6 protein-coding genes and 1 pseudogene are annotated in these 13,996 nt (G+C 45.1%); 5 read left to right on the top strand and 2 right to left on the bottom strand.

The genetic code is table 11. The features are described 5' to 3' along the window. The 3 genes and pseudogenes from Aso01_RS08470 to pap form a co-directional block, all read left to right on the top strand. The coding region (locus Aso01_RS08470; RefSeq protein WP_171150032.1) for a YadA-like family protein at positions 1-2,162 on the top strand (2,162 nt) is incomplete at its 5' end. 127 nt (positions 2,163-2,289) lie between these two features. Beyond that, positions 2,290-2,619 (top strand): annotated as a pseudogene (gene bamE, locus Aso01_RS08465) (outer membrane protein assembly factor BamE domain-containing protein); the annotation flags it as partial. A gap of 316 nt (positions 2,620-2,935) precedes the next feature. Beyond that, positions 2,936-4,360, top strand: coding sequence for a polyphosphate:AMP phosphotransferase (gene pap, locus Aso01_RS08460; protein WP_004932533.1), 1,425 nt, complete (start codon positions 2,936-2,938; stop codon positions 4,358-4,360). Between the two features lie 33 nt (positions 4,361-4,393). Here the strand turns inward: pap and Aso01_RS08455 are convergent, their stop codons facing one another. Both Aso01_RS08455 and Aso01_RS08450 read right to left on the bottom strand, forming a co-directional pair. Beyond that, on the bottom strand, positions 4,394-5,734 hold the full coding sequence (locus Aso01_RS08455) for an MFS transporter (protein WP_004932536.1): 1,341 nt from the start codon (positions 5,732-5,734) through the stop codon (positions 4,394-4,396). A gap of 178 nt (positions 5,735-5,912) precedes the next feature. Further along, entirely contained in the window at positions 5,913-6,416 is a 504-nt protein-coding gene (locus Aso01_RS08450) for a hypothetical protein (protein ID WP_004932539.1), read from the bottom strand. A gap of 167 nt (positions 6,417-6,583) precedes the next feature. On the opposite strand from Aso01_RS08450, the gene Aso01_RS08445 reads away from it, so the two are divergent. Further along, complete coding sequence (locus Aso01_RS08445; protein ID WP_004932542.1) at positions 6,584-10,249, top strand: exodeoxyribonuclease V subunit gamma; 3,666 nt, start codon at positions 6,584-6,586, stop codon at positions 10,247-10,249. A gap of 3 nt (positions 10,250-10,252) precedes the next feature. Beyond that, complete coding sequence (locus tag Aso01_RS08440) at positions 10,253-13,972, top strand: UvrD-helicase domain-containing protein (RefSeq protein WP_004932545.1); 3,720 nt, start codon at positions 10,253-10,255, stop codon at positions 13,970-13,972. Positions 13,973-13,996: the final 24 nt, after the last annotated feature.

Here is a 13,996-nt window from a genome sequence, read left to right as displayed (position 1 = left end):
TTGCCGCTGGCGCAGTGACATCGACATCAACCGAAGCAATCAATGGCAGTCAGTTGTACGGTGCAGCGAATAATGTGAAGAACGTTATCGGTGGTGCCACGACGATAGACACCGCGACAGGTGCACTGACCACGAGTAACATTGGTGGCACAGGTCAGGCGACAATTGACGGGGCGATTAGTCGTATTAATACTGCTGCAAATGCGGGATGGACACTTTCTGCAAATAATGATGTTTCATCGAGTAAGCAAATCAAGCCAAATGGAAAAGTTAACTTTGTTGGTGATGAGAACCTGAGCGTGGCTCAAACCAGTACTATAGATAACGAAGGCAATATTAAAGTTAATTTAAACAAGGATATTGTACTTAATAGTGTAACGACGGGTAATACTGTTATAAACAACGCTGGAGTAAGCATAGGCAATACTCAACTTAGCAGTACGGGGTTAACCATTGCGGGTGGTGCAAGTGTGACAACGCAGGGAATTAATGCAGGTAATCAAAAAATTACCGGTGTTGCCAACGGTGTGAATGCTGCCGATGCTGTAAATAAAGCGCAGTTAGACGCAGTTCAAACAGCTGCGCAAGCAACAGACAATGCAGCAGTAAAATATGATGATCCATCGATCAAAGATAAAGTGACATTAGGTGGTGTTGGTTCAACGACGCCAGTGACATTAACCAATGTAAATGCAGGTCAAATTAAAGCCAATTCTACCGATGCGATTAACGGCAGTCAGTTGTACGGTGCAGCGAATAATGTGAAGAACATTATCGGTGGTACCACGACGATAGACACCGCGACAGGTGCACTGACCACGAGTAACATTGGTGGCACAGGTCAGGCGACAATTGACGGGGCGATTAGTCGTATTAATACTGCTGCAAATGCGGGATGGACACTTTCTGCAAATAATGATGTTTCATCGAGTAAGCAAATCAAGCCAAATGGAAAAGTTAACTTTGTTGGTGATGAGAACCTGAGCGTGGCTCAAACTAGTACTACAGATAACGAAGGCAATATTAAAGTTAATTTAAACAAGGATATTGTACTTAATAGTGTAACGACGGGTAATACTGTTATAAACAACGCTGGAGTAAGCATAGGCAATACTCAACTTAGCAGTACGGGGTTAACCATTGCGGGTGGTGCAAGTGTGACAACGCAGGGAATTAATGCAGGTAATCAAAAAATTACTGGTGTTGCCAACGGTGTGAATGCTGCCGATGCTGTAAATAAAGCGCAGTTAGATAGTGCGATCACGTCAGTGAATTCAAATGTCAATCAATTGTCCAATTCAGCGGTGCAATACGATAAAAATACTGATGGTTCGATTAATAAAGATTCTGTCACATTAGCAGGAATCAATGGCACTAAAATTAACAATGTAGCAAATGGTAATGTAGCAGTTGGTTCAAAAGATGCTGTGAATGGTGGTCAGCTTGCAGATGTCCGTGATAATTTACAAAGTCAAATTACAACTAATACTACTGAGATTAATGATATTAGAAATAATATTAATAACGGTACAGTGGGCTTAGTCCAACAAACAAATGCTAATGCAGATATTACCGTTGCGAAAAATACTGGCGGTTCACGCGTAAATGTATCAGGTACTGCTGGTGATCGTGTGGTAACTGGTGTAGCTGATGGTGCGATTACTGCATCATCGAATGATGCAATAAATGGCGCACAATTAAATAAGACCAATCAATATATTGCAACTTCATTAGGAGGCGGTGCCAAATACGATAATGGTGGATTTGTAGCGCCAAGTTATAAAGTAGGTGACGCTTCGTATAATAATGTTGGTGACGCTGTTGGCGCACTCAACGATGCGGATAAATCGTTGAGTAACCGTATTACGAATTTAGGAGATCAATTACAACAAGCATTCTATACGACCAACCAAAGAATTGATGATGTAGAGAAAAGAGCAAATGCAGGAATTGCATCTGCTATGGCATTAGAAGCAGCACCATTTGTCGCAGGAAAACTCACTTATGCAGTTGGTGCAGCATATCATGGCGGAGAAAACGCGGTAGGTGCTACTTTGAGAAGAACTGCTGATAATGGCCGTTGGGCAATTACGGGTGGTGTAGCTGCGGGTTCACAAGGTGATACAAGTTTCCGCGTTGGTATTAGTGGTGTAATTGACTAATTTTATAGGTGCTCAACGAGAGGTTGAAAATACTCAACCTCTCTTCTATCTTCTATGAAAAATATTAAAGAGAACAAAAGCTATGCAAATCAAAAGAACGTTTATGTTCACTATAATGTTGGGCTTCATGATGTCGGTGACAGCAGCTGAACCATTGCCAAACAAAGAACAGATCACTTTTCCTGATCTAAGTAAAAGTTATCTTAAACAAGTATTGCGTTATGACGTAAATGATATTAGGCGTTTAGATGTTGGTCTTGATAAAGATCAAATTAGAAATTTATTAGGCAATCCACAATTTAGCGAAGGTCTTTTTGGTGTAAAAACTTGGAACTATGTATTAGATGTTCGTTTACCTGATACAAATCATTATCAGCGTTGTCAGCTTCGCATCGATTTTGATCAAAAATATAAAGCTGAGCGCTTATCATGGAAAGGAGAGAGCTGTCAGACACTGTCTGATCCTACTCATTCGTCTTAACTGATAACTTTAACTATTGTTTCGGAAGTGGTTAAAAAAGTACACTTGGGTGTGCTTTTTTTTGGAAAGTTTTTTCAATATTTAAGTCTATTCATTCAGCCAAGCATAGAAAAAATAGCCTTATTATAAAATTCTTTTAAACTATGATTTTGATTTTTAATATGAAAATAAATAGAATTAATTGTCTTGTGATCCAATCAAATGATTCAAGATCATCTATCTAGGTTTTATTGCCAGCTAAACTAGAATAATATGAAAGCAAACTAAACGATAGAATAAATAGAGAAAGGCTATGAATCATCCTCATTCATTCGTAGAAAATAAACACAAAAATCCCAACCGATTGTCTTTAGATTTAATTGAGGCACAGTACGCCCTGAAAAATAGTTGGGGCAAAAAAAATGCAAAAAGCGTGCTGGTACTGGTCAGTGGGATTGAGCTTGCAGGCAAAGGAGAAGCAGTTAAACAACTTCGTGAATGGGTCGATCCGCGCTATTTACGTGTCAAGGCAGATCCGCCGCATGTGCTGAATGTTAATCAACCGTTTTGGCAGCCGTATGCTTCATTTATTCCGGGCGAGGGACAGATCGTGGTGATGTTTGGTAACTGGTACAGTGATTTGCTGAGTACCGCCATGCATGTGTCCAAGCCACTGGACGATACTTTATTTGATGCCTATGTCAAAAATATGCAGGCATTTGAGCAGGATTTAAAAAATAATCAGGTCGATGTGGTCAAGGTCTGGTTTGACTTGTCTTGGAAATCATTACAAAAACGCTTAGATGATATTGATGTTTCAGAACGGCGCTGGCACAAACTTCACGGGTTAGACTGGCGCAATAAAAAGCAGTACGACAATATCCAAAAGCTACGAAAACGCTTTAGCGATGACTGGATTGTGATTGACGGCGAAGACAAAACCAAGCGTGATCAGCTTTTTGCTGAATCGATCTTACATGCCATGCAGGATTTGCCTGAACATCCAGATCAGGGCACAATCAACTGGACTCAGGCGCTTGTACCAGACCTGTTGCTACATCCAGAGTCAGACGCGCTTGAGCATGATCAATACAAGAAAAAACTCAAAAAACTGACACGCAGAGTGGCTGAGGCGCTACGTTATGATGAGCGTCATGTGATGGTGGTATTTGAAGGTATGGATGCTGCGGGTAAAGGTGGGGCAATTAAACGCATCGTCAAACGGCTCGATCCGCGCGAATACGATATTTTTACCATTAGTGCACCCGAGAAATACGAATTACGCCATCCGTATTTGTGGCGGTTTTGGACCAAGCTTGAAAATTGTAGTGATATTCGAATCTTTGACCGTAGTTGGTATGGGCGCGTTTTGGTAGAGCGGGTAGAAAATTTTGCCAACGAACGTGAGTGGCAACGCGCTTACGATGAGATCAACCGCTTTGAAAAAGACCTGATCGACAGTCAGACAGTTATTATTAAAATCTGGTTATCGATCAGTAAAGATGAGCAAGAACAGCGTTTTCATGCTCGGGAAAAAACACCACACAAACGCTTTAAAATTACCGAAGATGACTGGCGCAATCGAGAAAAATGGAATGAATATTTAAATGCGGCGGCCGATATGTTTGAGCGCACCAGCACCGATGCAGCGCCTTGGACCATTATTGCTACAGATGACAAATATAGCGCTCGGATCAAGGTATTAAAAACGATTCTTAAATGCTTAAAAACCACCTGAAGCGGTGGTTTTTAATACAGCAAACTTACCAACTTAAGTCGTTTGATTCATCAGTTTCCCCGTGTTTTGTCGAGCCAATTGTGCACCGAGTGGCGCTTTGGGCTCGCTGCGTGACTGACGCTGACGAAACACAATGAGCGTCGCAATCAAACTGATAATTGCGGCAAACATGAGCCAAAAGGCGGGCATGCTTTTGCTGCCACTTTGTTCGACCAGATAAGTCGCAATCATCGGGGTGAGGCCACCAAACACCGAAGTTGCCAGACTGTACGCAACAGAAAAACCTGCAATTCGAACTGAGCTTGGCATCATTTCAGTCAAAGACACCACCAGTGCACCGTTGTAAAAACTATACAACAATGACAGCCACAGCAAAGACACCAGCATGTGTGACAGACTGATATTTTGAGTTAACCAGCTCAAAAGCGGATAAGCCGTGACAAAGATCAGCGTCGTGGTTGCAATCAATAGCGGTTTTCGGCCGATTTTATCCGATAAATAGCCACCAATTGGGAGCAGAATAAAGTTACTTGCACCCACCATTACGGTTGCCAATAAGCTTTCTGCACTGGTCAGATGCAGCACTTCTTTGCCGTAGGTTGGCGTGTAAACGGTAATGAAATAAAACATGGTGGTGGTGGTAGCAACCATACACATGCCAGTCAGTACAATTTTCCAATTCGCGGCCAGCGTAGACATAATCTGGGCAGTGGTTGGATGTTCGGTGCGTGAAGCAAATGCTTCGGTTTCTGTTAAGGATTTACGCAACCAGAAAATAAACGGAATGATGGCGCAGCCCACAAAAAATGGAATTCGCCATGCCCAGTCGGCCACTTGTGTCTTGGTAAAGACCAGACTCACCACATAACCTAATGTGGCTGCAAAAATAACCGCCACTTGCTGACTAGCAGACTGCCAACTGGTAATAAAGCCACGATTATGGGGCTCTGCAATCTCGGATAAGTAAACCGAAACACCGCCCAGTTCTACGCCAGCAGAAAAGCCTTGTGCCAAACGTCCGGCAAAGATCAGTACCGTCGCGGCAAAACCAATGGTGGCATAGCCAGGTGTAAGGGCAATAATCAGTGAGCCAACCGCCATGATGCTTAAAGTCACCATGAGGCCTTTACGCCGACCAATACGATCTACATACGGACCCAGTACCAGTGCACCAATCGGGCGCATCAAGAAACTGACCGCAAAGACCAAAAAGGTTTTCATGAGTGCAGCGTAACTGCTGTCGGAATGGAAAAACGTTTCGCCAATGGCTTTAGCGTACAAACCAAACAGGAAAAAATCGTATTGTTCGAGAAAGTTACCACTTGTTACGTTAAAAATGGCACGTATACGGGATGTTGATTGTCCATGTTCCACAACGACTCTCCATAGTTTGTTTGTCATCGTGTGATGGATAGTAAGTAGACAATCTTTAAAAAAACTTAAAATTTATGTGAAAAGTCAAATGATGTATAGATACGCGTTGGTCAAATATACAACTTGTTTTTTTAAATCAGGCAGATAAAAGGCACACAAGGTGCCTTTTAAATGATCATTAAACAGCTGCGGTCGTGCTTTTTTGCTGAATACGTTTCGCCAGATGATAACATTCTTGGACATGCGCTTCGGCGACTTTTTTCATCACGATATAGCCCAAGCTCGCAGCGACGATCTGGCCACCAAGCGGAATAAATTTGGTCACTTGCTTGGTCAATACTTTTCCGATCACGCCATTGAGTGACTTTTTGACTGCGGTACGTGCGACAACCAGGCCCGAAAATTCGAAGCCGCGTTTACGTAATTCGTTCCAGTGAATCTGTTTGGTTTCTGGATCATAAACCGTAATATGGTCGGGAGATAAACCGAAGCGAGCGCTGATATCGGGAATAATTTGTGACAAAATGCCGATATCAATCACGACATCAAAAAATGGAATAGGAACGACGGCGGCGCCAGCGGAAAAATAGGCACGCTTTTTGACCATTTCCAGACATTCGTCACGAACGGCTTCAAGGTTTAAACTTGGATCAATTGAATCTGGGATATTCTCAATTTTCATGGATTTATACTCAATGTGGTCCTTTGCTGTTATTCAAACATTTTTTTTGAGGATGACTCAAATTTTTATACACATAGCAAACGTGACATAGTTCGCCAACGATGTATAGTGACGAATCTTTATGATTTTGTGCATAAAAAACTGCGATTTACAAAGGTAAGGGCTACATGGCGATTCATGTAATACAAAGTCAGCGTATCGATGTTTTGCTTCAAGGGGTGTGGCAATCTGTGCAGCAGCCGAGCCAGAATCCATTTGATGTACTTGAAACTCAGCATTTCATTGTGCCAAGCGCGGCCGTGCAGCAGTGGTTGACCGAAAAACTCTCGGAATTGCAAGGGATTACCGCTAATTATCAATTTCATCAGCGTATCCGCGGATTCCAGTGGTTTGTCTATCAGCAAGTGTTGACTGAACATAAAGATCAGGTACGTAAAGCCAATATTCCACGCCTTATTTTAAAGTGGCGTGTGTTTCAGGCGCTTAATCCTCTGATTCAGTCAGCTCACATGACCTTATCGCCTGAGCATCCGGCCTATTCACTGGTCGATCGAATCTATACCAGTGCAGATCAATTACAACAAGTCGATCAACAGCAACAGAAGAAACAAAAAATGCTGTACTGGGTGGCCGAACAGGTATCGCAGCTATTTGGTCATTACATGACCTATCGCGGGTATTGCCAGAAAAACTGTAGCGGCCCTTGTACCTGTGCCACAAACTGGCTCAGTGCATGGGGAGAGAATCGGGCGCTGGATATCGAGCAACTGATGGGGCAAGCCCGCCAAGAGATTTCGGCGTTTCAGTTCCAGCACGCGCAAGATTTAGAGGCATGGCAACGTTGGTTATGGCAAAACCACTTTCATCAGGATTATCTGGATATCCTGCACATTGACGACTTATTTTGGCAACTCTTAGATGGGGCACAGAGCCGTGAAACTGCCTTGCAGCGTTTGCCTAAGCAAGTGGTTGTATTTACCGTGCTGGATTTGCCGCCGATGCAATTACAGTTTTTGCGCCGTTTGGGGCAATACATTGATATTTTTATTTTGCACTACAATCCTTCTCAGGAATACTGGGCAGATAGTGTCGATCCTCTGTGGAAACAGCAGTACGATGTACGTGTGAAATCCCGATTTATCGAGAAAAACCCACAGGCAAGTGATGCAGACATTGCACAATTTTTTGATCAATTTACCTTGCATTTTAACGCTGAAGCACGTGAGTCTCGCCATCCCTTACTCACCCGTTGGGGCAAGCAGGCGCGTGACCATTTTAGTCTGTTGGCCAATTTATCGTCGGGAGATGAAGGACAGTGGGTCGATGCATTTGTCGATGAGTTTCCAAACACATTGCTGGGGCAGATCCAGTCCGATATTTTAAATTTGGCCGAGCCTGTCGCCAATCAATATTCTCTCGCACCCAACGATCGCTCGATTCAGTTTCATGTTTGCCATTCAAGCTTACGGCAACTGGAAGTTTTGCGTGATGAACTCATTCGCTGGCTGGCCGACACCTCGCATGGCCCTCGTCGTTTAAACGATATTTTGGTGCTGGTTCCCAACATTAAAGAAATCGAGCCAGCGATCCGCGCGGTTTTTCCTGCAACCCCTACCGAAGATACGGTGTTTTTGCCGATTAAAATTGCAGGCGTGGCCCAGCTCGATGTATTAAATGCATGGCAGGCTGTGGTCGGGCGGATCAATTTACTGCATGGACGTTTTGAATTTGACGAATTTGCCGATTGGCTGAGTTTATCAGCAACGCAGCAGTACTATGCCCTTGAAGATAGCCAAATTCGTCGCATACTCAGTCTACTTGAACAGGCTGGTTTTAAACGTGGTTTCGACGCTGAACATTTACAGCAGAGTTTAAGTCCAGACGATCACGACCATCGTTATAGCTTTAAGTTCGCGCTTGATCGACTGGCACTCGGAATCGCCATTCCGGCACATGTATTGTTTGAGCAGACCTTAAGTTTTAGCGATATCGCTCCTGATGACTTTGAACTGATCGGCGTGCTGATTCAGATTTATCAAGATTTGCATACGCGAAGAAAATGGCGAACCGCACATGAACAACACGAGAAACGTTCGGTTGAAGCGTGGCTTCAATTGCTGATGGAGGATGTCACTGCCTTTGAGCAGGCCGGTGTGATGGCTTTAAAAACGGCTCGGGACATTATAAAAAAACAAGAACGAATGGTGACCTTGGCCAGTTTCTATGGCGATAAAGGCACACATGGTTTACGCGATATTGCGCTACCGCTGCCTTACTTGCTTGATGAAATTCAACGTACTTTGGAAAATCAGTCTTCACAAGCCGAACCGACCGGACAGATTACCTTTAGCCAGATCGGTCAGATTCGACCGCTCCCTTATGCACTGGTGGTGATGCTGAATCTGGACACGGGCAAGTTTCCAAACCGAGAGACCCATATTCCTTTTGATTTAATGGAGCAACTGCGCCAGCAACTGGGGGATCGTTCACGTTTGGAGGATGATCAGGGTGCCTTTTTAGATGCCGTGGTATTGGCAAAATCAGCCTTGTGGTTGTTTTATAATGGCTTTGATGTGAGTGATGGTGAGGTACGCGATCCATCGAGTATTGTGCAGGAATTCAAAGCGCATTTGGCCTTAATTGTGGCAGATGCACCGTGTGCAGAGGAAGCAGTAGCGCTTAATCCATATATTGCAGAGCAGCAGCAATGGCTCAAGCAGCTGGATGTGCCTGAGCGCCTCTGGCCGATTTACCATGTTCATCCTTTGCAGCCCTTTGACCCACTCGGCTATGCCAATGACACTGCACCGCAGCGTTATCGAGATCACTGGTACCGCGTAGCACAGCAGGTGCAACAGCCTGAAGGAACGGTTCAACCATGGGTGAACACCTTGCAGCCCGCCTTAGATCAGGAATTGCGCGTTGTCGATAGCCGCCAGTGGATGGCCGATGTCACCTTTCCTGCACGGTTGTATTTGAAGCACTTGGGTGTCGATAATATTGCCTTGGCCGAACAATTTGAGCAGACCGAACCGTTGTTTTTAGATGGACTGGGGCGTTATTCTATCCGCCAGTTTTTATATGAGCATGATCACACGGCGCCATTAGAATTGCTGCAAGACCAGTTACCAGTCGGCAAAATCATGTACAGTGCATGGCAACAAAGCAGCGCCGAACAAGCACGTTTGCTGGCGCGGTTACAGAACTATGCACCTTCTGTAAGTCGTACCACGCAAACCATCTGGCGCCTTAGCAAACAGTTGCACATGAATATCACGGTTCCGCTCGATAGCCGTAGCGACTGGGTGAGTATGGAGGCCTCGAGTGCACGGGCCAAACGCATGGCATGTGTATGGCTTGAGTACTTAATCTGGTTGGCATTTGGTCAGCAGGGTGCAGCCGCAAAAACCTTACGACGCATTGTGGTATTTAGCGATAAAACCGTAATTTGCGAAGGTCTGAATGCCGAGCAGGCCAAGCACTACTTAGATCAGTGGCTGGCGATGTGGCATTATGGCGCTACACAGCCTGTGGTGTTGCCAGCGGCATTAATACTCAAAGCGCTAGAAAAAGAGAAAAGCCATCATTGGTCTGCCACAGAGCAGGGCGAAATGCTGCTCGACGAGCAGGACCTGAAAAGCCTGTTGAACGCGTGGCAAGACGCCAAAGCCTATGTCAATCTGGATATCCGTCAAGATGAAAGCAGCCAAGGCCATCGAGATTGGGCATTTATACTTGATCAGCAAGATAGCACTGCATTACTCAAAGATGCGATGAACCGCTATTCATATGCACTCTATGCCCCTATTTTTCAGTATTTGCGTCTGGAGTAAGACATGCCATTAAGCTCAAAAACGTCTTATCAACCGATTACAGAAATTGAATTTTCAGGTCTGCATTTAATTGAAGCGTCTGCCGGCACTGGAAAAACCTATACCTTGTCGAGCCTGATGGTCCGCATTTTCCTAGAGCGCTATTTACCTAAGCAGGTGATTGCCACCACGTTTACCCGTGCTGCTGCGGCAGAGCTTAAGACACGAATCCGTTTGCGTGTTCAGCACGTCTATAGTGTGCTGAACGCGTCTCTGGGTTTCACAGAGCAAGAAGTCATACAGCGTGCTGAGCAAGAAGCAGATCCATTGCTACAGCATATTTTGAAGCAATTCGCACCGCGTATGGGCTATGCGGCTGAGCGCTTAAAACTGGTATTGGATCAGCTCGATGAACTTTTTGTTGGTACATTGGACAGTTTTAGCCAAAAGCTGTTACGAGAATTTGCGTTTGAAAGTGGCAAAATTGAGGCAGCGGCAATTACCGACGATGCCAAGCGCTATACCCGCCAACTGATTCATGATGTTCTGCGTGCATGGATCAATGCCCAGCCACAGGCGATTATTGATGGTTTATATAATATTGGTGCGCTTAAACAGATAGATGTTTTTGTCGATGTAGTCGAACAGGCACTCAATTTTAGCTCTGCCCAGTTTGATCCCTATGCGGCACCGCAACTGGATGTTGAATATTTTTATGCACAACTTCGGCAAGCACAGTCCATTCAGCTTGATGATCTCTTGGCTTACACGGCACGAGACGGAGAGTTTTATGGCTTCATCAATGGCACTTCTTTTCGTAATGATGCCTTTCATACCTTATTTTGTCGTGACCTGCCGCAATTGCTCCAAGCACTTGAACAACCCGATTTGAGCATCTTTGAAGCATATCTTGGGTCGGCGCGTGAAGCCGCATATAAATTTTTAGAAAAATATCATCAAAATAAAATTTTTAAAAAATGTTCCGTGGCCATCAGTGACGGTTTTTATCAGCATCCAGCGGTACTCGCTCTGGTCGAGGTGCTGCAATGCTTAAAAGATCACGAACAACAATTTACCCAGTTGCATCATCATTTAAAGGCTTATTTGTGTCATGAGGTGAAAAATCGTTTACCCGAAGTGTTGCAAGAGAAGGGAGAAACCACATTTTCACAGCAGATCCGGACGCTCTCTGAAGCGCTTAAAGGCGAGCAAGGGCAACGCTTTGCCCAGTATGTGCAGTCACGTTATCCACTTATTTTGGTCGACGAATTTCAAGACACCAATCAGGATCAAGATGACATGCTGGCCAGTATCTGGCGCCATCCGCAGCGTTATCAAAACGGCTGCATGATTATGGTGGGCGATCGAAAGCAAGCGATTTATGGCTTTCGTGGCGGCGACATGCTGACATTTTTAAATGCCCATCAAGACATCATGCGCAAGCAGGGACGCAACTACAAACTGGTGAATAACCATCGCTCAGTCAGACCGCTGGTCGAGGTGGTCGATGCACTTTTTCAACGACAGCCCGATTTTGGCGAACAGGTACTTTATGATTCTATTGAAGCCGGGCAGCGTGCGCATCCTGCATTAATCGATCAGGGGCAACATAATCCGGCTCCATTACGCTGGCTGATGCTGGAAGATAAAAATCGTGAGGCTGAGCAGGTAAGCTGGAAAATCCGTGCGCTACTCAATCAGGCCCATCGTGGAGAGTTGTATTTAGACGAACCTGATCAGCAGCGTGGATTGATTAGCGATGATATCGCGGTCATTTCCAAAAACCATAAAGGACTGGATGATGTTCAGGCCAGACTTGAGTATTTGGGAATTAAAGTGAACCGACCGTCACGCCGCAGTGTATTTGATCATGCACTGGCACACGATGTGGCTGCATTTCTCACCGCTATTTTACATCCTTACGATGAAGCCAAAGTCAAACGGGCATTGCTTGGGCGCATGATTGGACTGGATTTAAGCACCTTGCAGCAATTGCAGCAGCAGGCATCGGGATTGAGCCAATATATGACTCAGTTTGATGCTGTGCGTGAAATCTGGATGCATCAGGGGTTTTTACCCGCATGGCAACACGCACTGGCCGTGTTTCAGGTATGGCAGAATCTGGTCAAAATCCAGCGCCGTGACAACGAGCGTGCAGTGGTGAATGTCCGCCATTTGGGTGAACTTTTAACTCAGCACAGCGAGCGTTATGCCGGTGCCCAGAACCTTTACCATTGGTATCTGAAACAGCTCACTTCACCCAGTGAGCGCGAATGGGAACTAGAACGCAAGCTTTCAAGTGATGCCGGTGTGCAGCTCATGACCATCCATCAGTCTAAAGGACTTGAGTTTAAGGTGGTGTTTTTACTCGGCGCAGACAAGCCGTTTAGGGAGCAAAGTACAGGGCTGAATTTTTCCGAGTTGACGGTGCCAGACCCAGAGACTGGCGCATTGCAGCAACGCCGATTGGTTTCGATTGCCGATAAAGCACGTTTAACCGAAAGAGCACAGCAGCAACATAGTGATCGGGCTAAAGCCGAACAAAACCGTTTATGGTATGTGGCATTAACCCGCGCCAGTCATCGGGTCTATGCAGTTATGCAAGATGCTCAGGCAAAATCGCAAGATGCACTGGCGTACTGGAAACATCAGGGAGAGGCATTTTTTCATCCCTACAGCATGGATGAACCGTGTGAGCCACAATGCCCACCGGCATTACATCGCGCCGCGCAGCAGCAAACCTATCGTCTATATGCGCAGCCCGTACCGTCACAGCGATTTTATCCGCGCGGCAAAACCAGTTTTAGTTATTTGGCCCAGCATCTAAAGCCGTCCTTGCTGTATGCCGATACACTTGCGCTGACTCAGGTGCCCGAACAACAGGCCGACGATGAACGTGATCTGAATGTATCGTTCAATACAACCACTCAATTGCCACTCGAGTGGATTAAACAGCATTTTCCAAAAGGGCCTCAAGCAGGAAATTTCCTGCACGAAATTTTTGAACATATTGATTTAAAAAAACCAGACGAATGGCCGATTGAGCTGCGTCGTCGTTTTAAAAATGATTACAGTACACTTTGGGAGCAGCTCTATCGCCAATACACCGAGGCCTATCCTGAGCACAATGGTGAAGATGGACTATTGTTTCAATGGCTGACCGAGTGGCTCATGCATGTGGCGACCACACCCTTGCATCAGGGTTTTCAGTTGAATCAGCTTGAAGCAGGGCAGTATTTAAGCGAGTGTCCGTTTTATCTGGCGTTATCTGATCGTGTGCTGGCCATGCGTCGCATTCAGCAACTTTTTGCCGAATACGACATTCATATGCCCGATTTTTTAGATGCGCATGCCGCGCGCTACCTCAATGGATCAATCGATCTGATGTACTTCGATGGCCAGCATTTTCATATTGCCGATTATAAAAGTAATTATTTGGGCGGCGACCAGCAAGATTATTCGGCGCAAGCCATTCAGCACAATATGACCCAGTCGAGTTACTGGCTGCAAGCCGCACTGTACTTGGTGGCTTTGCATCGTTATTTAAAAGTGAAATTGCAGCATTACCAGATCGAGCAGCATTTAGGAGGGGCAACTTATTTGTATCTTCGAGGCATGACTGGTGCTGCCCATCAGGGCTATTTTTACTGGAAACCGGATAACGAGTTTATTTTGCGTCTAGATGCGATCTTGGGATATTTTGCTGAGGATAAAATGGACAAAAAAAGTGACAAATCTGAATAATAACTTGAAATTCAGGTGGTTATT

It is taken from the genome of Acinetobacter soli, from assembly GCF_000760595.1.
Classification (GTDB): domain Bacteria; phylum Pseudomonadota; class Gammaproteobacteria; order Pseudomonadales; family Moraxellaceae; genus Acinetobacter; species Acinetobacter soli.
Note: the sequence above shows the minus strand (reverse complement) of the source record. Positions and strands in the feature narration are given on the sequence as shown.

Bases quoted from the DNA above. Each gene is read 5' to 3' on its own strand.
- pap (WP_004932533.1), top strand. From the start codon at position 2,936: ATGAATCATCCTCATTCATTCGTAGAAAATAAACACAAAAATCCCAAC.
- Aso01_RS08450 (WP_004932539.1), bottom strand. From the start codon at position 6,416: ATGAAAATTGAGAATATCCCAGATTCAATTGATCCAAGTTTAAACCTT.
- Aso01_RS08445 (WP_004932542.1), top strand. From the start codon at position 6,584: ATGGCGATTCATGTAATACAAAGTCAGCGTATCGATGTTTTGCTTCAA.
- Aso01_RS08440 (WP_004932545.1), top strand. From the start codon at position 10,253: ATGCCATTAAGCTCAAAAACGTCTTATCAACCGATTACAGAAATTGAA.